The organism is Symbioplanes lichenis, assembly GCF_030709675.1.
Classification (GTDB): Bacteria; Actinomycetota; Actinomycetes; order Mycobacteriales; family Micromonosporaceae; genus Actinoplanes; species Actinoplanes lichenis.
Map to the genome: position 1 here is coordinate 55,392 of NZ_JAUZQD010000016.1, position 18,951 is coordinate 74,342.

General features: G+C 70.7%; 20 protein-coding genes. 6 read left to right on the plus strand and 14 right to left on the minus strand.

From position 1 onward, the window contains the following. Positions 1-31 precede the first annotated feature (31 nt). Positions 32-796 (minus strand): AbfB domain-containing protein, encoded by a 765-nt coding sequence (locus tag RAN62_RS32715; RefSeq protein WP_305788695.1) that lies wholly within the window; start codon positions 794-796, stop codon positions 32-34. A gap of 107 nt (positions 797-903) precedes the next feature. Then, positions 904-1,836 (minus strand): class I SAM-dependent methyltransferase, encoded by a 933-nt coding sequence (locus tag RAN62_RS32720; RefSeq protein ID WP_305788696.1) that lies wholly within the window; start codon positions 1,834-1,836, stop codon positions 904-906. Between the two features lie 73 nt (positions 1,837-1,909). Here RAN62_RS32720 and RAN62_RS32725 point away from each other — a divergent pair, with 73 nt between their 5' ends. Continuing rightward, positions 1,910-2,695: a maleylpyruvate isomerase family mycothiol-dependent enzyme gene (locus RAN62_RS32725; protein ID WP_305788697.1), complete on the plus strand. Its 786-nt coding sequence runs from the start codon at positions 1,910-1,912 to the stop codon at positions 2,693-2,695. Positions 2,696-2,730: 35 nt separating this feature from the next. Here RAN62_RS32725 and RAN62_RS32730 read toward each other — a convergent pair whose 3' ends face one another. Next, on the minus strand, positions 2,731-3,192 hold the full coding sequence (locus tag RAN62_RS32730; protein ID WP_305788698.1) for a VOC family protein: 462 nt from the start codon (positions 3,190-3,192) through the stop codon (positions 2,731-2,733). A 205-nt stretch (positions 3,193-3,397) separates the two neighbouring features. Here RAN62_RS32730 and RAN62_RS32735 point away from each other — a divergent pair, with 205 nt between their 5' ends. Together RAN62_RS32735 and RAN62_RS32740 are read left to right on the plus strand one after the other, a co-directional pair. After that, entirely contained in the window at positions 3,398-4,195 is a 798-nt protein-coding gene (locus RAN62_RS32735; protein ID WP_305788699.1) for a polysaccharide deacetylase family protein, read from the plus strand. 3 nt (positions 4,196-4,198) lie between these two features. Then, on the plus strand, positions 4,199-5,278 hold the full coding sequence (locus tag RAN62_RS32740; protein ID WP_305788700.1) for an LCP family protein: 1,080 nt from the start codon (positions 4,199-4,201) through the stop codon (positions 5,276-5,278). Positions 5,279-5,288: 10 nt separating this feature from the next. On the opposite strand, the gene RAN62_RS32745 is transcribed toward RAN62_RS32740, so the two are convergent. The 4 genes from RAN62_RS32745 to RAN62_RS32760 form a co-directional block, all read right to left on the minus strand. Then, positions 5,289-5,954, minus strand: coding sequence for a class I SAM-dependent methyltransferase (locus RAN62_RS32745; protein WP_305788701.1), 666 nt, complete (start codon positions 5,952-5,954; stop codon positions 5,289-5,291). Continuing rightward, positions 5,951-6,718, minus strand: a complete 768-nt coding sequence (locus RAN62_RS32750; RefSeq protein WP_305788702.1) for an ABC transporter ATP-binding protein — start codon at positions 6,716-6,718, stop codon at positions 5,951-5,953. The genes RAN62_RS32745 and RAN62_RS32750 overlap by 4 nt, the downstream gene beginning before the upstream one ends. Next, positions 6,715-7,572, minus strand: coding sequence for an ABC transporter substrate-binding protein (locus RAN62_RS32755; protein ID WP_305788703.1), 858 nt, complete (start codon positions 7,570-7,572; stop codon positions 6,715-6,717). The genes RAN62_RS32750 and RAN62_RS32755 overlap by 4 nt, the downstream gene beginning before the upstream one ends. 80 nt (positions 7,573-7,652) lie before the next feature. Then, positions 7,653-8,726, minus strand: a complete 1,074-nt coding sequence (locus RAN62_RS32760) for a FecCD family ABC transporter permease (protein ID WP_305788704.1) — start codon at positions 8,724-8,726, stop codon at positions 7,653-7,655. A gap of 166 nt (positions 8,727-8,892) precedes the next feature. On the opposite strand from RAN62_RS32760, the gene nicT reads away from it, so the two are divergent. The 3 genes from nicT (at position 8,893) to RAN62_RS32775 (ending at position 11,797) form a co-directional block, all read left to right on the plus strand. Beyond that, positions 8,893-10,008 (plus strand): Nickel transporter NicT, encoded by a 1,116-nt coding sequence (nicT, locus tag RAN62_RS32765; protein WP_305788705.1) that lies wholly within the window; start codon positions 8,893-8,895, stop codon positions 10,006-10,008. A gap of 248 nt (positions 10,009-10,256) precedes the next feature. Then, a complete protein-coding gene (locus tag RAN62_RS32770) occupies positions 10,257-11,129 on the plus strand; it encodes a hypothetical protein (RefSeq protein ID WP_305788706.1) in 873 nt (290 codons plus the stop codon). Positions 11,130-11,155: 26 nt separating this feature from the next. Beyond that, on the plus strand, positions 11,156-11,797 hold the full coding sequence (locus RAN62_RS32775) for a DUF6461 domain-containing protein (protein WP_305788707.1): 642 nt from the start codon (positions 11,156-11,158) through the stop codon (positions 11,795-11,797). 14 nt (positions 11,798-11,811) lie between these two features. Here RAN62_RS32775 and RAN62_RS32780 read toward each other — a convergent pair whose 3' ends face one another. The 7 genes from RAN62_RS32780 to RAN62_RS32810 form a co-directional block, all read right to left on the minus strand. Then, positions 11,812-12,615, minus strand: coding sequence for a DNA-formamidopyrimidine glycosylase family protein (locus tag RAN62_RS32780; protein ID WP_305788708.1), 804 nt, complete (start codon positions 12,613-12,615; stop codon positions 11,812-11,814). 150 nt (positions 12,616-12,765) lie between these two features. Beyond that, a complete protein-coding gene (locus tag RAN62_RS32785; RefSeq protein WP_305788709.1) occupies positions 12,766-13,248 on the minus strand; it encodes a hypothetical protein in 483 nt (160 codons plus the stop codon). An 84-nt stretch (positions 13,249-13,332) separates the two neighbouring features. Then, positions 13,333-14,232: a serine/threonine-protein kinase gene (locus RAN62_RS32790; RefSeq protein ID WP_305788710.1), complete on the minus strand. Its 900-nt coding sequence runs from the start codon at positions 14,230-14,232 to the stop codon at positions 13,333-13,335. Between the two features lie 67 nt (positions 14,233-14,299). Then, entirely contained in the window at positions 14,300-15,151 is an 852-nt protein-coding gene (locus RAN62_RS32795; RefSeq protein ID WP_305788711.1) for a carbohydrate ABC transporter permease, read from the minus strand. Then, complete coding sequence (locus RAN62_RS32800) at positions 15,148-16,014, minus strand: carbohydrate ABC transporter permease (protein ID WP_305788712.1); 867 nt, start codon at positions 16,012-16,014, stop codon at positions 15,148-15,150. The genes RAN62_RS32795 and RAN62_RS32800 overlap by 4 nt, the downstream gene beginning before the upstream one ends. After that, on the minus strand, positions 16,004-17,371 hold the full coding sequence (locus tag RAN62_RS32805; RefSeq protein ID WP_305788713.1) for an extracellular solute-binding protein: 1,368 nt from the start codon (positions 17,369-17,371) through the stop codon (positions 16,004-16,006). Before RAN62_RS32805 ends, RAN62_RS32800 begins: the two co-directional genes overlap by 11 nt. Before the next feature lie 49 nt (positions 17,372-17,420). Further along, positions 17,421-18,797: a phosphatidylinositol-specific phospholipase C domain-containing protein gene (locus RAN62_RS32810; protein WP_305788714.1), complete on the minus strand. Its 1,377-nt coding sequence runs from the start codon at positions 18,795-18,797 to the stop codon at positions 17,421-17,423. Between the last annotated feature and the right edge of the window lie 154 nt (positions 18,798-18,951).

Sequence of the window (18,951 nt, forward strand, 5' to 3'; positions counted from 1 at the left end):
GTCTTTCCCTCGCTCCCTTCTCCGAGCGGCGTCACGGCGCCACGGGCGACGTCATCCGGAATCGCTGCGCTCCGCCCGCCGAAACAGCGGCCAGCATCAGCTCGTCGCCGGAGGCCGCGATCCGCCGGTCCGGATAGTTGACCGAACGCAGCGACAGCCGTCCCGTCGCCCCGGCCGGCTCCGGGCAGAAAGTCGCGTCGGCCGCCCCGTCGGGCCGGGTCAGCAGGATGCGGAAATGCCGATGGCGCACGAAGAAGCCCGGATAATTGATCGATTCCAGAGAGAAGCATTTCGCGTCGGCGAGTCCGCGGCGGAGCACGAAGGTCGCGTCGGCCCGGCTGAGGGCATCGCTGCGGGTGCTCACCGGGTCCAGCCGGAGCCGGAAGTCACGGTGCCGGAGCAGCACCGGCACCCCGTCGGCGGGCTCCGCGACCAGGCTGATCCTGGTGTCCAGCCGCACCGGGGACGGCGTCGGCGACGGCCTTGACGACCGGGGGCCGGGCGCGCTCGTCCGGGCCGCCGGGCTCGTCCGGGAGACCGGGAGCGGGCGGCTGCCCTCGTCCGACCAGGCCCCCGCCGGCGCGGGCTCCGTGGTCGTGACAATGGGCACCGGCACGACCGGTTCGGTGCTGAGATTCACCGTCGGCTCCACCACGGGCAGGGCGGCACTTTGCGGCGCGCCATCCTCCCACGAGCCGATCAGTATTGCCATTACGGCAACGGTGAGGGCGGCACCTCCGGCGATGATCCGGGTGTAGGTGAAAGTGATCCTGCCCTGCCACGGCGGACGGTTCATAAACTTTACAGATCTCCCCGGTCCACAAGCCGCCGCCACGGCTCATCCACGTTCCCGGGCAATTTTCGGGCAAGATCGTTGCCGAATCAAGAGTTGAAAAACATCAATTAAGATCCGTTACGGGAGAACACGTACACCGCGTGATCGACCTCCGGCGGCAGCACCAGCCGGCTGAGCGTGACGTCCTCGGCGAAAGTGAAGTCCGACTGGTCGCGATAGGCCGCCCAGTTCCCGGTCGCCGCCTCGTGCCGGGAGCCGATGACGATGTAGTGCTCGACGCCGGGCGTGGTGAATACGTACTGCTCGAAGGGATTGCCGGCGGGCGGCCACGAGCAGACGACCACCTGCGGCCGGTGCTTGCGCAGGGCCGTGCGGGCGTCCTCGCACAGCACGGATTCCGGGAAGGTGATGCTGTCACTCCAGCTGTGGTCGTCGGTGGCGGTGATGCGGACCCCGGCCTCGGCGAGGAAGCGCGACAGCGTCCCGTCCCCGGCGGCGATCTCCAGGCACGACCGGTCCCCGATGAGCGCGGCGAGCCGGGTGATGAGCGGACGCGAGTAGAAACACCAGATCCCCCGCGGCTGCACGAGCGGCATCAGCAGCCGCCGCTGACCGCGCAGCAACGGCCACACGGCGCGAAAGGCCCTCAACGGTACGGGTTTCCGCTCCAGCCCGCGCCGGAAGAGCAGCCGCTGCGCCACCAGCCCGGCGACGAGGTTGAACCGGACCCGCCCCTCCCGCACGCCCGTGGAGGCGCTGAGGATCGCCTGCTTGAGCAGGTGAACGGTCATCTGGCGGCGGATCTCCCGGTGGAGCCGCTCGCTCAGCGACGACGACCGGCCCCGCGACGGCGCCTGTGGCCGCGACACCCGGCTGATGTACTCCCGGATCTCGTCCTCGTCGTCCCGGCCGAGCACCTGCTCCACGTCACGCCGCGCCTGCGCCCACACGTCGGGATAGGCCTCGGCCAGCTCCTCCAGCGAGGGGTTGCCGCGCAGCCACTCGACGGTCCGCGCCGAACGCCTGTCGGCCCGCCCCATGCGATGGACGATAGGCGACCGTCCGCCCCGAGGTAGCCGGATCGCCGGGATGAAATCCCTCTAGGCTCTGCCCATGACGACAACAGCCGGCCGTACGATCGCCGCCCTGCGCAGCGAGCACGACGCCCTGGTGGCCACCACCGAGGCCCTCACCCCCGAGCAGATCACCGGACCGTCCGGCGCCACCGAGTGGACCGTCGCCGACGTGCTCTCCCACCTCGGCAGCGGCGCCGAGATCCAGCTCGCCGGTCTCCGCGCCGCCCTCGGCGAGGCCGAGACGCCGGGCCCCGACTTCAACCAGAGCGTCTGGGACCGCTGGAACGCCCTGAGCCCCCAGGAGCAGGCCACCGGCTGGCAGGAGTCGAACGCCGCCCTGGTCGCCGCGTTCGAGGCGATCCCCGAGAGCCGCCACGACGAGCTCAAGGTGACCACCTTCCTGCCCGAGCCGGTCCCGCTGGCCTCCTTCGCCGGCCTGCGGCTGAGCGAGGTCGCCCCGCACGGCTGGGACGTCCGCGCCGGCCTCGACCCGGCCGCCGCCCTCGCCGAGCCCGCCACCACCCTGCTGGCCGAGCACCTGAGCGGCGGGCTGGGCTTCCTGCTGGGCTTCATCGGCAAGCCCGCCGAAGCCGGCGAGCCGGCCGTGGTCGCCGTGGCCGGCACGCCCTACAGCATCGTCCTCGCCGACCGGGCCGCCCTCGCCACCGACGCCCCGGCGCCCACCGCGACCTTCACCGGGCCGCTGGAGTCCGCGCTCCGGCTGCTCTACGGCCGGCTCGCCGCGCGGTACACGCCGGCCGGCGTCGAGGTGACCGGCAACGTCACCCTCGACCAGCTGCGGGCCGCCTTCCCGGGTTTCTGACGCAGCCGCGATCCGCGCCCGACGACGGGCGCGGATCAGCCCGCGTGGGCGGCGTTCACCTGCAGGATCCAGGTGACACCGAAGCGGTCGGTGAGCATCCCGAAGCCGGGGCTGAACGGCGACGGGCCGAACTTCTCCACGATCTCGGCGCCGTCGGCGAGCTTGTCCCACAGCGCGCTGATCTCCTCGGCGGACTCCCCGCCCACGGCGACGAAGAACCGCTCGCCGGTCAGCGTCATGCCGTGCTCCCGGGTCGTGGGCGTCAGCGGGGCCGCCGGGACAGCGTGCGCCGGGACGTCGTACGCCAGGATGGTGAAGCCGTTGTCCGCGGTGACCTGGCCGAAGACGATCTGGTCGGCGCCGGGCTGGTCCTTCGGCAGGCCGAAGTCGCTGTAGGCGACGAGCGTGAGGTGGCCGCCGAACACGGACCGGTAGAACTCCAGCGCCGCCCGGGCCTCGCCGCGGAAGTTCAGGTGGGTGTTGATGGTGATCGCCATGGTGCTGACTCCTTGTGCTCTCGGTTGCTGAGGCAAGGTTCGCAGCCATAGGTGCCAGGAAGTGTCACCTACTCCACGTGGGTTGCATCGACCGGCCGATTGTGAGACATCTCCGGATCAGCGGGCGCTTCACAGGTTCCTGACAACCTTCTCATCAGACTTCACCCCGACTCCGCGCCCGGGCGGAGCCGGAGGTGATGAAGGAATGACGCAACAACTCTGGTCCGGCGGCCGGCGGGCGCTCCTCACTCTGGGCGGGCTCACTGTGGTCAGCGCGTGCGCCGGGACGCCCCCGAAGCCGACCGGCTCGGCCCCGGCCCCGGCGACGCCGCCACCCTCACCGGTGCCGTCGGTGCCGCCGCCGTCACCCACACCGGCCGGGCTGCCGCCCATCGCGGTCCAGAGCAAGCCGCTGTACGTCGTACCGGCCGCCGCGGTGCCGAAGGGCGCGAAGGCCGTGGCGCTCACCTTCGACGACGGGCCCGACCCCGCGTACACGCCCCAGGTGCTCCACATCCTGCGGAAGCACCACATCAAGGCCACGTTCTTCGTGATCGGGCAGCAGGCGCACGACTTCCCCGATCTCGTCAAGTCCATCGCCGGCGAGGGACATGCCGTCGGTACGCACACCTGGTCCCACCAAGACGTCAGCCGGATGCCCGCCGGACGCGCCCGGACCGAGATCGGTCGTGCCGTGGACACCGTCGCCGCGACGCTCGGACCCATCCCGCATCTCTTCCGGGCGCCGTACGGAAGCTGGTCGCCCACGGCGTTCAAAGTGTGCGCGGCGCTCGGCCAGACCTCGGTCGCCTGGGACGTCGACCCGCGCGACTGGGACAACCCGGGCTCCGACCGGATCCGCTCGCGGGTCCTGCACCAGGTGGGCCATCGGTCCATAGTGCTCAACCACGACGGCGGCGGCGACCGGTCGCAGACCGTACGGGCGTTGCGGAACTACCTTCCCGTCCTGATCGATCGCGGCTACCGTTTCGTGGGGGTGTGAGCGATGGCCAAGTCTCGTCGTCTGCGGATCGTGCTCGGCGTCACGCTCGCCCTGTGCGTCGCCGGATCGGCCGCCGCGGTCGTCGGCACCCGGCTGCTCTCGCATCGCTACGACGATGCGGTCACCCGCGCCGACCTGTTGCCCGCCGCGCTTCCGGCATCCCCGGGCCCCAGCAGCCCGGCCGAGCCGCCTAAGGTGAGCGGCCCGATGAACCTGCTGATCGTCGGCTCCGACAGCCGCGCCAAGGACGATCCGGGCGCCGGGCGCAGCGACGTCGTCATCCTCGTCCACATTCCGAAGTCCACGGACAAGGCGTACGTGATCTCGATCCCCCGTGACACGTACGTGCCGATCGCCACCGCCGACGGCGGCCGGGGCGCACGCAACAAGATCAACGCGGCGTACGCCTGGGGCGGCGTGCCACGGCTCGTGCGAACCCTGAACCAGTACGGTGACATCAAGATCGACTGGCCGGTGCTCGTGGACTTCACCGGCATCCGCAAGCTCACCGACCTGGTCGGCGGCGTCGACGTCACCATCGACAAGCCGACCGTCGACACCTACCGTTTCCTGCCCGACGACAGCCCGTACCCGTCGGCGCCCTGCACCGACCCGCAGGGCCGCTCGCGCCGCTGCGTCGCCTTCGCGGCCGGCAAGCAGCACCTCGACGGCCAGCTGGCCCTCTATTACGTACGTCAGCGGCGGGGCCTGCCCAACGACGACATCGACCGGTCCCAGCGGCACCAGCAGTACCTGCGGGCCCTGGCCGAGAAGATCGCCGCCCGGAACATGCTCACCGACCCGCGCGGCCTGGACCGGCTGGTCCGTACCGCGGCCGGCATGCTCACGGTGGACCGTCACATGCCGGTGCAACGCCTGGCGTTCACGCTGCGCGGCCTGCGGGCGGAGGACATGACCTTCATGACCCTGCCCATCGCGGAGAACCGGGACGTCCCCGGCGTGGGCTCGGTGATGGTGCCCGACGCCTCCCGCTCCCGCGATCTGTTCGCCGCGATCCGCGAGGACAAGCTCGACGATTACGTACGCGACAACCCGCCCAACGACGTGCGGCACGGCCGCTGAAGCGTCGGCTTCAGCGGCGGCCGGTGATCAGATACTGCATCTGGACCTCGTGGCCGGGGGCGACACCGTGGTCCCGGTCGAGCTCGAGCACCTCGGTCAGCGGCGTGACGGTGACGTCGCGCAGGCCCGCGTCGCGGAGCACGGCGGCGGTCTGCTCGATCGAGGTCGCCTTGGCCAGCGGCAGCGCGGCGTGGATCCGCTCGTCGTAGAAGCTGCTGTCCTGCCCGTTGCCGAACCAGACGCTGTCGGCCACGGCGATCGTGCCGCCCGGGCGCAGCAGCCGGATCCAGTTGGCCACGGCGACGTCCGGCTCGCGCAGCGTCCACATCACATAGCGGTTGACCACGGCGTCGAAGCTCGCGGGCGGGAAGTCGGGGCTGACGGCGTCGCCGCGCAGGAACACCGCCGGGCCACCGTGCTCTCGGGCCCGGTCGAGCATGCCCTCGGCCAGGTCGATGCCGGTGACGCGGTGGCCGAGGCCCGCGATGACGTTCGCCACCTGCCCGCTGCCGGTGCCGACGTCGAGGATGTCGGCCGAGCCGGCGGGCAGCGCCGCAGCCCACACCTTGGACCAGATCTGCCGGTCGAGCTCGACCCGTTCCGGGCGCTGCTGGTAGTCGTCGTAGGCCGGCGCGCGCCCGGTCCAGTACTGGTTGATGCGGTCCTGAACGCTCATGCCGGGTCCTTCACGGGGTGGAACAACAGATGGATGTCGCCTTCCAGATCAAGGCGCTGGATGCCGATGCCGTAGACGGGCTCGAGGATCGCCGGGTCGAGCACCTCATCGGTCGTCCCGGCCGCCACCACTCCCCCGTTGCCGAGCAGCACGAGGTCGTCGCAGTAACGGGCGGCGAGGTTGAGGTCGTGCAGCACGACGACGGCCGAGGTCTCCAGCTGACCGACGAGCTGCAGCACCTCGTGCTGGTAGCGGATGTCGAGGTGGTTGGTCGGCTCGTCCAGCAACAGGTGGGTCGCCTCCTGGGCCAGGGCGCGGGCGATGAGGACGCGCTGCCGCTCGCCGCCGGACAGGGCCGCGAACGGCCGGGATCCGAGGTGCGCCGCGCCGACCCGGGTGAGGCAGCGCTCGGCGATCGCGTGGTCGGCCGCCGAGGCCCGCTGAAAGGTCGACAGATGCGGGGTACGCCCCAGCAGCACCATCTCGGCGACAGTCAGCGCCGTCTCGCCGCCGGTCTCCTGCACGACCACGGCGAGCCGGCGGGCCGACTCCCGGGGCGGCAGCGACCGGAGCTCGTCCCCGTCGACGGTGACCTGGCCGGTGCGGCTGCGCAGGGCGCCGTAGAGCAGGCGCAGCAGCGTGGTCTTGCCGCTGCCGTTCGGGCCGATCAGCCCGAGCACCCGGTCCGGGCGCGCTTGCACGTCGACACCGTCGATGACGGGGTTGTCGCCGTAGCGCCAGGAGACGCCCCGCGCGGAGATCACTGGCCGAACCGCTGCACGATGCGCTCGAGACCGGTGACCGCCAGCGGGCTCGGCGGCTCGGTGAAGTTGAACAACTGCGGCATCACGTCGCCGTTCTTGACGGCGGTGAGGTTCTCCGCGCCCGGCAGCCCGGTGACGGCCTGCTCGACGGCCTTCGGGTCGCCGTCGCTGTAGAGCAGGATGAGGATGTCGGGGTTGCGCCCGAGAAGCTCCTCGGTGGTCACCTCGAAGACGCGCTCTTCGGTGTCGGCGAACACATTGGTCAGCCCGGCGGCCTTCAGCTGCGGGTCGGCCATGCTCTGATTCCCGTACGCGTACGTGACGCCCCCGCCGACCGTCGGATAGAGCACCGCGGCCGTCTTGCCGATCTTCGCCGTGATCGTCGACACGCGCTGCTTGAGTGCGTCGATCGCCGCCGTGGCCTGCTCGCCCCGGCTGAACACCTTGCCGTACATGGTCATCTGGGCGTAGATGTCGTCGAACGTGGGCTTGGCGCCGGTCGTGTCGCACAGCGCCGGCTCCTCCAGCAGCGGGATGTCGACGGCCGACAGGGTGTCGCGCGAGAGGTTGTCGACCTCCCCGAGCACCAGGTCGGGCTGCTGGCTGATCACGACCTCCTTGGAGATCTGCAGATGCCCGCGGGTGTCGGTCTTGTCGGTGAGCAGCGGCACCTTGTCCAGCTCGGCAAGCGTCGCGGCGTCGTAATAGTCCTTCGGGTACTGGCCGGCGCGCGCGGTCACGCGGTCCATGACCCCCAGATCGTGCAGGTACGGCACCGCGGCGCTCTTGAGCATGACGATGCGCTGCGGCGCCTTCTCGAACGTCACTTCGGCGCCGCAATTGGTCACAGTCACCGGTTCCGTCTGCGCAGCGGCGGTCTCGCCTCCGCCACAGCCGGCCACGAGCAATACCATGGCGAGGAACGCCTTCTTCATCACTGTCCTCCGGAGCTTCCGTGCAGGCGGCGGATCAAAATCAACAGGAAGGGCGCCCCGAGCAGGGACGTGATGATGCCGATCGGGATCTCCTGCGGCGCAAGCAGCACCCGGGCGATGACGTCGGCCCAGACCAGCAGGATCGCGCCGAGCAGCGCCGCGACCGGGACCACGCGCACGTGGGCCGAGCCGACCATGCGCCGGGCCAGGTGCGGCACGACCAGCCCGACGAAGCCGATGCTGCCCGAGGCGGAGACCAGCACGCCCACGCAGAGCGAGACGAGCACCAGCAGCCGCATGCGGAACCGGTCGGGCGAGACGCCCAGCGTGTGCGCGGTCTCGTCGCCGATCGACAGCGCGTCCAGGCGGCGGCCGCCGAAGGTCAGCAACGCAATGGTCGCCACGACGATGACCGCGACCACGGCCAGGGGCGCGTCCCAGCGGGCCAGGCCCAGCGAGCCGAGCAGCCAGAACATCACCGACCGGGCGCCCTCGGCCGAGCCGGACGCGAAGATGAGGAAGCTGGTCGCCGCGTAGAGCGCGTAGCCGACGGCCACCCCGGACAGCAGCATGCGCATGGAGGTCACCCGGCCGCCGCTGCGCGCGATCAGGAACACCAGCAGCGACGCGACCAGCGCCCCGAGGAACGCGCTGAACGGCAGGGCGTGCTCCCCGAACCCGGCGCCGAAGCCGAACAGGATCGCCGCGGCGGCCCCGCTCGAGGCGCCGGAGTTGATGCCCAGCAGGTAGGGGTCGGCCAGGACGTTGCGGACCATCGCCTGCAGCGCCACGCCGCAGATGGCTAGCCCGGCCCCCACGAGTACGCCCAGCAGCACGCGCGGCAGCCGCACCTTCCACACGATCGCGTCCTGCGGGAGGTCCCACGTCACCTCGCCCGGCCAGCCGGTGACGTGGTGGGCGATGACTTGCGCCACGGTCGCCGGCGCGATGCCCACGGCGCCGGAGCCGACGGCGACGACGATCGTCAGGACCAGTCCCGCGCCGAGCACGGTGAGCCAGAGTGTGGTCTGCCGGCGGCGGGCGGCCACCCCGAGGATGTAGGCCTCGGACACACGAATCCCCTGCTCTCCTGCCCCAGCGCGGCTGTTGCCACAACCTGGCAAGAAGTTAACAGGGTCGGCCGGACGGGTCGAGAGGTGAAGATCACTTGGCAGTTGCCAGACCTTGGCAACAGCCGTAGCTTGCTGGCTGATACAGCTTTTCGCAGGAAGGCCGGCCATGGTCGACACTCGTTTGTCCCGCTTCCGGCGCACCTTGACGCCCGGCGACCGGCGCTCACTGGCCGGGATGGCCGGCTTCATCGTGCTCCTGCACGTCGCCGGGTTCGCCGTGCTGATCGGGCTGGTCGCGCCGAAGCACTTCCACCTCGGCGGCGACCACCCCGTCTTCACCGTCGGCGTGGGCGTGCTCGCCTACACGTTCGGGATGCGCCACGCCTTCGACGCCGACCACATCGCCGCGGTCGACAACACCACCCGCAAGCTCATGCAGGAGAACGAGCGCAAGCCGCTGTCGGTCGGCTTCTGGTTCTCCCTCGGCCACTCCACCATCGTGTTCGCGCTGGCCTTCCTGCTCTCGATCGGCGTCAAGGCCCTGGCCGGCCAGGTCTCCTCGCAGGGCTCCGAGCTGCACTCGGTCACCGGCGTCATCGGCGCCTCGGTCTCCGGCGCCTTCCTGTGGATCCTCGGCATCCTCAACCTCGTCGTGCTGCTCGGCATCATCCGCGTCTTCCGCGCCATGCGCTGCGGCCACTTCGACGAGCAGGAGCTCGAGGACCAGCTCAACAAGCGCGGCTTCATGAACCGCATCCTCGGCGGCCTGACCCGGTCGGTCCGCAAGCCGTGGCACATCTATCCGATCGGCGTGCTCTTCGGGCTGGGCTTCGACACCGCCACCGAGGTCGGCCTGCTCGTCCTGGCGGGCGGCGCGGCCGCGTTCAACCTGCCGTTCTACTCGATCCTGGTGCTGCCGATCCTCTTCGCGGCGGGCATGTGCCTGCTGGACACCGTCGACGGGGTGTTCATGAACGCCGCGTACGGGTGGGCCTTCGCCCAGCCGGTCCGCAAGGTCTTCTACAACATCACCATCACCTCCATCTCCGTCGCGGTGGCGCTGATCATAGGAACCGTCGAACTGATCGGCGTCCTCGACGACCAGGCCCACATCACCACCGGCCCGCTCGCCGCGATCGGCTCGATCCCCCTCGACTACGCCGGGTACGGCATCGTGGCCCTCTTCGTCGTGTCCTGGCTGATCGCCCTGGCGGTCTGGCGCTTCGGCCGCATCGAGCAGCGCTGGTCGACCGGCCCGACCCCCGGCGGCGCCGACCACTGACCCCGCCCTGTCCCGCATTCCGTTATCAATTGATGACTGTTAATGTCTGCGGCACGGGGGTTCATCGGTCTGTCTGTCGGCTGCTGCCATCCGTTCCCGGGTGATGCCCTCGCGCGTGCCGCCGAACGGAAAGGGATCGCGTTGTTCAAGCACCGCATCCGCACCCTCGCGCTGTCATTGACCGTCGTGGCGACAGCGACAGTCGTCCTCTCACCACCCGCCGCGCAGGCCGCGGAGCCCGGGGCGGCGTGGTCGGGACCGCGACCCTGAACTTCGTCAACAGCGTGACGCTCAGCGCGACGAAGTCCGTCATCGACGAGCAGACCACCGCCACGGTGGCCAATACGACCGGGTCGGTCACCCAGGTCGCCGTGAGCCTGACCGCGTCCTGCACCTCCGCCTGCACCACGACGAAGGCGGCCCCCTGGACCGGCGCGGCCCTGCTGAGCAAGGGCCAGTCCAAGACCGGCACCGTCTCCTACTCCGAGACGCTCGCCAAGGGCGCGCAGGACGCCACCCGGCTGCGCTACAACGCCTTCATCACCGTGCCCAACGCTATCCCCGCGCAGCCCACCGCCGCGTGGGACGGTGTGACCGACATCCGCTGCGACAACGCCGTGAGTGCCTATGCCGGCTGCGTCTACCCCGGCGCCCGGCCCGACCTGCAACTGTCGGCGGGCACGTACAAGGCCGCCGCCATCACCTACCTCTGGGCCCAGCTCTACCTGCCGGACGGCTGGGGCTCGGGCACGCCCCTGCGCCGGCTCGCCAGCGACTCCGCCGCCAACGCCAACCGGGCCAGGACGTGCGAGGATGGCACCTTCGTCAAGCTGCCGGACCCGCCGGTGGCCGACGACTCCTGCGACGAGTTCCCCTTCGCCAAGAGCTACGAGGGCGGAACGGCGGGCGCCCTGTGTGCCGACATCGCCCCCATCCTCGAGGACGGGCAGTGGGTCGTCTACGAGGCCAACGCCGCCAAGCCGGTGAACTACACCGAGAAATGCGTCCGCGGCCACGTCACCCTGGCGGACAACGAGGCCGCCGGCGGCGAGCTCGGTCGCTTCACCCAGGCCGTACGGCTGCTCGACCTCGACAAGTACACCGTGACGATCGTGGCCTGACGACAGCGGCTCGTTATCCTGCCCGTATGGACACCGCCTGGGCCTGGGTGACCGAGAGCTGGTACCCCGGCTTCTGCCTCACGTTCGTCCGGGACCGGGACCCTGCCACCGTTGCCGAGAGGCTCGGTGGCGGGGCGCCTGTCGTCATGACCGTCGAACAGACCGGGGACGTCTACCCGCCCCATCAGCGTGGTTCGCTTCTCCGCCTCGGCACCGTTCCCGGCTGGACCTACTGCTACGAGGATCGCGCGCCGGTGGCCTTCCTGCCGACATTGCTGCACCGGCTGTCCGCCGGCACGGAAGTGATCCAAGTTGTCAAAGGCGGCGACGGCATGAACATCGCCCGCCGCCTGTCCGACGGCCGGCTGCTCGAGCAGTTCGAGCCGGGCCGCACCGCCACCGCTGCGGGCCCCGACCTCTTGCTGCCCCGTGTCGAGCGCCTGCTGTCCGATCAGCCCGGGACGAGCCCGCTGCTCGCCACCCTGACAGCCGTCAGCGAGCTGATCGGCGCCGCCGTCGACCGGGAAACCCTGGACGGGCCCCTCCTGACAGCATTCAGCACCTTCACCGAACCGGCCGCCGCCGCCACACCCCGCCCCTCCGCCGCACGCCACCAACTCGGGCGACGCTTGGGCACCGTCACTCCCCCACAGCCGCGCCCGGAGTGAGGCGCGTGTGTCGGCTAGGCGGCCTGCTCCCGGCTGCACCACCAGCTCGTACGGCCGCCGACTGTGCTCTTCGTCATCGGAGCGCCGTCGCGGGGGCAGTGTCCGCCGGCGACCCGGAAGGGGATCACTTCCAGCGTGTGCACCCCGCCTTGACCGATCGCCGTACGGACGGCCCGCCGCGTGGCCCGCAGCAGCCGGTCGACGTCCGGGGCGGCGAGCCGGTCGACCGGGCGGGCCGGGTTGACGCGCGCCGACCAGAGGATCTGATCGGCCAGCAGGTTGCCGATGCCCGCGAGGGCGTGCTGGTCGAGCAGCCGCGCCTTGACGGGAGCGGTGCCGAAGCCGAGCGCCGCCCGGAACTGCGCCGGGGTGACGGTGGCCGCGTCGGGCCCGAGCACCTCGACCGGCGGATCCAGCCGCACCCGGCCCAGCCGGCGCGGGTCCACGAGCATGAGGCGCCCGCCGTCGGCAAAGGTGAGCGCGAACCGCGACCACCGATAGTCGCCGGGCCGCCGCCCGCCCTCCCAGTAGTCGCCGCCGTCGGTCTCCGACCCGTCCGGCCCGGCGATCACGATCTTGCCGGACATCCCGAGGTGGATGCCCAGCGCCGGCCCGTCGTCGCCGGTGTCGCACCACATGCTCTTGCCCCGCCGGTTCGCGGCGACCAGGCTGCGGCCGAGCAGCGCGTCCCGGATCTGCCCGGGGCGGTGCGGCCGGCACACGTACGCGTCGGTGTCGTCCACGCCGACGATCTCGCGCTTCAGCCCGGCCCGTTCGATCACGGCCCGCGCCGACTCGACCTCCGGCAACTCCGGCATGAATCCTCCTCGTCGCCGCCCGCCCGCCGGACGGTCACCACGATCTACCCGCCGGCGGCCGGAAGAACCACGTGAGCCGAACAGTGTCGGCGCCGCCGGCCGCCTCACCGTTGCCAGGCGGCGAGCCGGGGGTATATCGCCGATCGGCGGTCAGGCCATGTCCCGGCGCCGCTCGACGATCTGCCGGCCCCGCCGCATGCGCAGCCCGGCGTTGGCCAGGGCGGCCAGCAGCGCGACCACCACGAGCACCCAGAAGACCCACGTCTCCGCCTCGTAGTGCTCGCACAGCTCCCAGGTCTCCTTGGCCGCGATCAGCAGACCGCCGAGCCCGACCAGCAGCCAGCCGGTGGCCTTGTTCAGATAGCCGAGCATCAGCTCGACCTGCCGCGGGGTGAGCCGGGACAGCAACATCTCCCGCATGGCCGCGTCGCGCTGCCGGTGCCGCACATAGAGCATCGGCGGGAACAGCCACCACCAGGCGGAGACCGGCGGCGGCGCGCTCGCGTCGGCGATGCGCTCGATCTCCTCCACCTCCAGGCGTTCCTCGCCCAGCTCGAGCGCGGCCTGGTGCACCGGCCCCGCCACCAGCAGCCACGCGCCGAAGAAGCCGCACCATACGATCGCGTCATGCATCTCTGATCCCCTCACTGCGCAGCCTGGGCCCCGGCGTCGCGCAGGTCACCGTGCCACACCTCGCCGTGGTGGACGTTCGGCGGGTCAGCCGGCGACCCGGACCTCGATGCCGGTGAAGGTGACCCGGAACGGGCCGGTCGCGCCGTCGCGGCTCACCACGCCCAGGTCGAACCAGTTGCCCGTGAGCTCCGGCTCGTTCAGGTCCTGCTCGCCCAGGCGGACGCCGGCGTTGCCGACCCGGACGAGATCGTTCTCCACAACCAGCTGCGGGTGGATGTCGGTGCCGAGCGCGCCGCTGTCGACCGTCCACTCCCGCAGGACCGTGCTGTCGCCGCTGGCCTCCTCCTCGGCGCGCAGCTGCCACGTGTCCGCGCAGGCGTCGAGCCGGTAGCGCATGGCGGGCGTCGAGGCGAACCAGATGCCCAGGCAACTGCCGGCCCGGTCGAGGTGACCGGTGACCTCGACCGCGAAGACGCCCTTGACCTGCAACTCCGGTCCCGAGCAGCGCCAGACGCCGGGCTTGGGGCTGCCCGGCGCGAGCAGCACGTTGTGCGGCTTGAGGTCCCGGTGGATGACCCCGGCCTCATGGATTGCCGCCAGCGCCGTGGCGACGCCGATCGCCAGGCCGTGCAGGTTCGCCGCGCTCAACGGCCCCCGCCGCGCGACCTCGTCGGCCAGCGACGGCCCGTCCACGAACTCGACCACCAGATAGGGCTGCGCGGCGTCCGGATCGGCGTCGAGCACCTCAGCTGTGCAGAACGGCGGCACCTGCCGGGCCCGGGCGACCTCCGAACGGAACCGCGACCGGAACCCGTCGTCCTCGCTCAGCCCGGCCCGGATCACCTTGACCGCCACCCGGCGCCCATCCCGGGCCCGCGCCTCGTAGACCACCCCCATGCCGCCCGCCCCGAGCCGGCCGACCAGCTCGTACTCCCCGACCTGCGAGGGGTCCTCCGGACGCAGCCGGCCGTCGCGCGTGCCCATGCCCACTCCCGGTCCATCGAGGATGATCCGCGAGACACTATCGATGTCGTCCCGGTCGTACCACTGGCTACTCCTTGACGGCGCCGGTGGAGAGCCCGGACTGCCAGTAGCGCTGCAGCAGCAGGAAGGCGGCGATGAGCGGGACGATCGACAGCAGCGACCCGGTCACCACGGCGGCCAGGAGTTCGGCGTTCGCGCCGGTGCCGCCGACGGCCTGGGCCGACCAGGAGCTGAGCCCGACCGTGATCGGGTAGTAGCGCGGATCGTTCAGCATGATCAGCGGCAGGAAGTAGTTGTTCCAGGTCGCCACGAGGGTGAAGAGCAGGACCGTCACGGACCCGGGGACGAGGCTGCGCAGGACGACCCGGAAGAAGATCGCCAGTTCGCCGGCGCCGTCGATGCGGGCCGCCTCGAGGAGGTCGCCGGGGACGGCGTCGCGGGCGTAGATCCACATCAGGAACAGGCCGAACGGGCTGACCAGCGACGGCAGGATCACCGCCCACGGGGTGTTCACCAGGCCCGCCTCGCTGAACACCAGATAGGTCGGGATGGCCAGGGCCGTGGTCGGGACCATGACGGTGCCGAGGATCAGGCCGAGCAGCGGGCCCCGGCCGCGGAAGGCGTAGTGGGCGAAGCCGTACCCGGCGAGGGTGGCCAGCGACGTCGCGCCGGCCGCGCTGATCACGGCGTAGACCAGGGTGTTGGCCATCCAGCGGGCGTACTCGCCGCCGTTGTGGGTGAAGGTCGCCCGGATGTTGCCGATCAGCGAGAAGTCACCGGCGAACCACAGGCCAAAGGTCGAGAACAGGTCGGCGGTGCTCTTCGTGGACGCGACGACCAGCCAGAACAGCGGGAACAGGAAGTAGACGAGCAGGGCGAGCATTCCGATGGTGAGCGTGGTGCTGCGGCGGCTTCTCATCGGCGGCGGCTCGTGAGGAACAGCACCACATAGGACACGACCAGGATCACGAGGCCGAGGAGGAACGAGACGGCCGCCGCGTAGTTCACCTGCTGGGAGGTGAAGGCGAGGTGGTACGCGTACAGGTTGGGGGTGTACGCCGAGTCGATCACGGTCGGGGCGAGCCGTTGCAGCAGGTTCGGTTCGGCGAAGAGCTGGAAGCTGCCGATGACCGAGAAGATCAGCGCGAGCAGCAACGCCGGTCGCAGCGCGGGAATCTTGATGTGCCAGGCGACGCGCCACGGGCCGGCGCCGTCGATCGCCGCGGCTTCGTACCGTTCGGCCGGGACGGTCCGCAGCGCCGAGTACAGGATGATCATGTTGTAGCCGGCGAACTCCCAGGTCACGATGTTGCCCAGGGACACCAGCAGCCAGCCGTCGCCGAGCAGGTCCGGCGGATCGAAACCGAGCCGATCGCCGAGCTGGGCGAGCGGGCCGAAGTCGGGCCCGTAGAGATATCCGCACATCAGCGTGGCGACGACGCTCGGGACGGCGTACGGAAGAAAGGTCCCCAGCCGCACCAGGCGCGCCAGCCGCAGCAGCCCGCTGTCCACGGCGAGGGCGACGGCCAGCGCGACCAGCAGCATGATCGGCACCTGGACGAGGAAGAACAGGGCCACCCGGCCGACCCCGCCGAGCAACCGGCCGTCCTGCAGCGCGCGCCCGTAGTTGTCGAGGCCGACGAAGACCGTGCCGCCGACCAGCTGGTCCTTGAAGAGACTGAGGTACGCGGCGTAGCCGAGTGGCAGCAGGAACAGCAGCGCGAAACAGAGCAGGAACGGCGCGACGAAGAGGTAGGCGTGGTTCGCCGGCTTACTCGACAACGGTGAAACCCTGGTCCTCCGCGTACGCGGTGAGCCGTTCCTGCCACGCGCCGATCGCCGCGGCCACGTCCCCGCCGCCGGTCAGCGCCTTGCCCGCGGTCTCGGTCCAGTCCTTGCTCGCCTGGTCCAGGAACGGCGGCCACTGCCACCCGACGTCGACCGTGCCACTGATCCCGGCGAACAGTTCGTTCACCCGCTGCCCACCGAAGAACGCGTTCTCCGCGCCGGTGAACGCCGGATCGGCCAGCAGCGCCTTGGTCGCCGGGAAGAAGTTCTGCGCGGTCGTGAACAGCTTGGTGACCTCGTGGTCGGTGTTCAGGAACTCGGCGAACTTCGCCGCGGCGATCGGGTTCTTCGTGCCGGTGATGACCGCGCTGGTGGATCCGCCCCAGTTCCCGGCGACCGGCCGGGCCGGGTCCCACTGCGGCAGCGGCGCCGCCCGCCACTTGCCGGCCGTCGCCTTGGCGCTGCCGGTGAGGAAGACCGACCCCCAGGCGGCGGTCAGCCAGGTGGCGTACTTGCCGCTGTTCAGCCCCTGGTACCAGGTGTCGGTGAAGTCCGGGTCGGTGGAGATCAGCTTCTCCCGGGCGAGCCCGCCCCAGTAGTCCGCCACCTTCCGGGCGGCCTCGTCATCGACGGCGAGACCGAGTTCGGTGCCGTTCACCGTGTACGCCTTCGACCCCGCCTGCCACATCAGCCCGTGCCAGGCGGCGGGCTCGTTCGCGGCGATGTTGGTCAGGTAGACGCCCGGATCGGCGGCGTGCAGCTTGCGGGCCGCGGCGGCGAAGTCGTTCCAGGTCGCCGGCACCTCGATGCCGTGCCGGTCGAAGAGGTCGGCGCGGTACAACATGCCCATCGGGCCGGTGTCCTGCGGATAGGCCAGGATCTCGCCCTTCGGACCGGTCACCTGCCCCCATGTCCAGTCGACGAATTTTTCCCGGGTCGCTTCCGCACCGTACGGGCGCAGATCCACCAGGCTGTTCGTGAGCGAGAACGTCGGGATGTACTGGAACTCGATCTGAGCGACGTCCGGGGCGCCGGTGCCGGCCTTCAACGCGGTCCGCAATTTGGTGTAGGCGTCGAGCCCCTGCCCGGCGTTGACCACGGTGACGGTGATGGCCGGGTACTTCTTCTTGAACAGCGCGACTTCCTTCTGGACGTCGGGCACCCAGGTCCAGAAGGTGATCGTCGTCGGCGTGGTCAGGGCCCGGTCGATGTCGGCCTGACCGACCGGCTCGGCCGGAGGCTGCTCTTCCCTTTCCGGGCCCGAGCAGGCGCCGAGGGCTGCGGCAGCGGCGGCAGCCCCGGTCATCGACAGCAACCGGCGGCGGCCGATCCGCGAAACGGCAAGCGACATGGGACCACCATGTCGCGCCGACCCCTACAAATTCAAGCTCTTCGATCTTTTAGAGCACCGCGTCTTTCAGGAGAGCCTGGTACCAGGTCGCGTTCGGCGTGTTCGTCGCCGGGAAGTTGGCGAGCGGATCGGTCGCCTGCGCCGCCGCGTCGAAGTCCCAGCCGCGCACGCTGACCCCGGCCTGCCGGCCCTGGACCATGAACGCCTTGTTCGTCGCGGTCGCGGCCCAGAAGACGGCGCCGTCCTTGAGGGTGGCGCTGTCGCCGGCCTGATACTCGACGAAGGCCAGCTGCGGCAACCGGATCGGGGTCGCCGGTGCCCGGTCGGTGGCCACGGACAAGGTGCCGCCTGTCACCGTCACCGTGCGGCCGGCGGCTGATGCCGTACCGGTGGGGTAGCGACTGTCCGACGTCGTGGCGTGCGCACCCCAGGTGATGGTGGATGCTCCGGCCGTGCCCCGCCAGTCCCAGTTCTGGCTGGCGCTCTGACTCTTGTGGATCTCGCGGACGGCGGTGCCGGCGAGATCGGTGAACGCGATCGTCGGCAGCGTCCCGGTGTCGTACTTGGCGGACGCCGACCAGGTGATCTCGCCCGCTTCGTCGAGCCGCCCGACCCGGCTCCACAGGTTGGTGCCGCTCGGCGCCTGGTGCACCTCGACGACCGTACCGTCGTTGTTGAGCGCGACCGCCGGCGTCTTGCCGGTGTCGTACCTGCCGTGCCGCTGCCAGGTGACGCGACCGTCCGCGCCGTACCTGCCCGTCCAGTACCAGAGCACGCCGGAGCCGGTGTCGTGCACCTCGACCACCTGCCCGTTGGCGTTGATCGCGACCGCCGGGTTGCTGCCGCTGTCCCGCCGGTAACCGGACCGCCCGGTCGCGTTGCCGGACAGCACCGTCACGACCCGTCCGCGCAGCGACCCGACCGTCCCCAGCGAACCCGTCGCGAGCCGGCTCCCGAAGACGTCCCGGATCTCCTCGTTCAGAGCACCCAAGTTCCCTTCCCGGTACGAAGCCCGCGCCGTCAAGTCGTCCTTCATGTCGACCAGCACGGTGATCGGGGCCGCCCCCGGATGCGCGGCCGACCAGCTGCTGACCGTCGACAACCAGTCCCGCAGGTTGTTGCCGGCCGGGTTGCCGCCCGAGTGGTCCACCTGGTCGCCGGGCGACCCGTGCCCGACCCGGAAGTCCCCGATCGTGGCGTGCTCCCCGCTCCAGACGTCCAGCTCGACGAACCGGACCCCGGAGTCGAGCTGCTGCGTGATCGAGCCCCGGGCGCCCCCGGAGTACGAGTTGTGGGTGGCCTTGAACACAGCGGCGGCGAACGGCAGGTCGTCGCCGGTCGCCGCGTGGGCGGGCTGCGGCGCGACGGCGATGAGGGCGGCGGCGGTCACAGCGGCACCCCACGCGCGTACCCGGAGGTCAGTCATGGCCCGACCCTAAAATGCCATTTCCGGACGTCGATGGGCCACGATCGGAACGCCGGATGAAATCGCGGCGGACGACCCCGCCCACGAGGGTGGCACGCACGGGCAGAAGTTCGGGGACGCCGGGACCTGTCGGCTTCCGGGGGCCGGCGCGACA

Excerpts from the sequence above, each read along its gene's own strand:
- RAN62_RS32715 (WP_305788695.1), bottom strand. The coding sequence starts at position 796 with ATGAACCGTCCGCCGTGGCAGGGCAGGATCACTTTCACCTACACCCGG.
- RAN62_RS32720 (WP_305788696.1), bottom strand. The coding sequence starts at position 1,836 with ATGGGGCGGGCCGACAGGCGTTCGGCGCGGACCGTCGAGTGGCTGCGC.
- RAN62_RS32725 (WP_305788697.1), top strand. The coding sequence starts at position 1,910 with ATGACGACAACAGCCGGCCGTACGATCGCCGCCCTGCGCAGCGAGCAC.
- RAN62_RS32730 (WP_305788698.1), bottom strand. The coding sequence starts at position 3,192 with ATGGCGATCACCATCAACACCCACCTGAACTTCCGCGGCGAGGCCCGG.
- RAN62_RS32735 (WP_305788699.1), top strand. The coding sequence starts at position 3,398 with ATGACGCAACAACTCTGGTCCGGCGGCCGGCGGGCGCTCCTCACTCTG.
- RAN62_RS32740 (WP_305788700.1), top strand. The coding sequence starts at position 4,199 with ATGGCCAAGTCTCGTCGTCTGCGGATCGTGCTCGGCGTCACGCTCGCC.
- RAN62_RS32745 (WP_305788701.1), bottom strand. The coding sequence starts at position 5,954 with ATGAGCGTTCAGGACCGCATCAACCAGTACTGGACCGGGCGCGCGCCG.
- nicT (WP_305788705.1), top strand. The coding sequence starts at position 8,893 with ATGGTCGACACTCGTTTGTCCCGCTTCCGGCGCACCTTGACGCCCGGC.
- RAN62_RS32775 (WP_305788707.1), top strand. The coding sequence starts at position 11,156 with ATGGACACCGCCTGGGCCTGGGTGACCGAGAGCTGGTACCCCGGCTTC.
- RAN62_RS32780 (WP_305788708.1), bottom strand. The coding sequence starts at position 12,615 with ATGCCGGAGTTGCCGGAGGTCGAGTCGGCGCGGGCCGTGATCGAACGG.
- RAN62_RS32785 (WP_305788709.1), bottom strand. The coding sequence starts at position 13,248 with ATGCATGACGCGATCGTATGGTGCGGCTTCTTCGGCGCGTGGCTGCTG.
- RAN62_RS32790 (WP_305788710.1), bottom strand. The coding sequence starts at position 14,232 with ATGGGCACGCGCGACGGCCGGCTGCGTCCGGAGGACCCCTCGCAGGTC.
- RAN62_RS32795 (WP_305788711.1), bottom strand. The coding sequence starts at position 15,151 with ATGAGAAGCCGCCGCAGCACCACGCTCACCATCGGAATGCTCGCCCTG.
- RAN62_RS32805 (WP_305788713.1), bottom strand. The coding sequence starts at position 17,371 with ATGTCGCTTGCCGTTTCGCGGATCGGCCGCCGCCGGTTGCTGTCGATG.
- RAN62_RS32810 (WP_305788714.1), bottom strand. The coding sequence starts at position 18,797 with ATGACTGACCTCCGGGTACGCGCGTGGGGTGCCGCTGTGACCGCCGCC.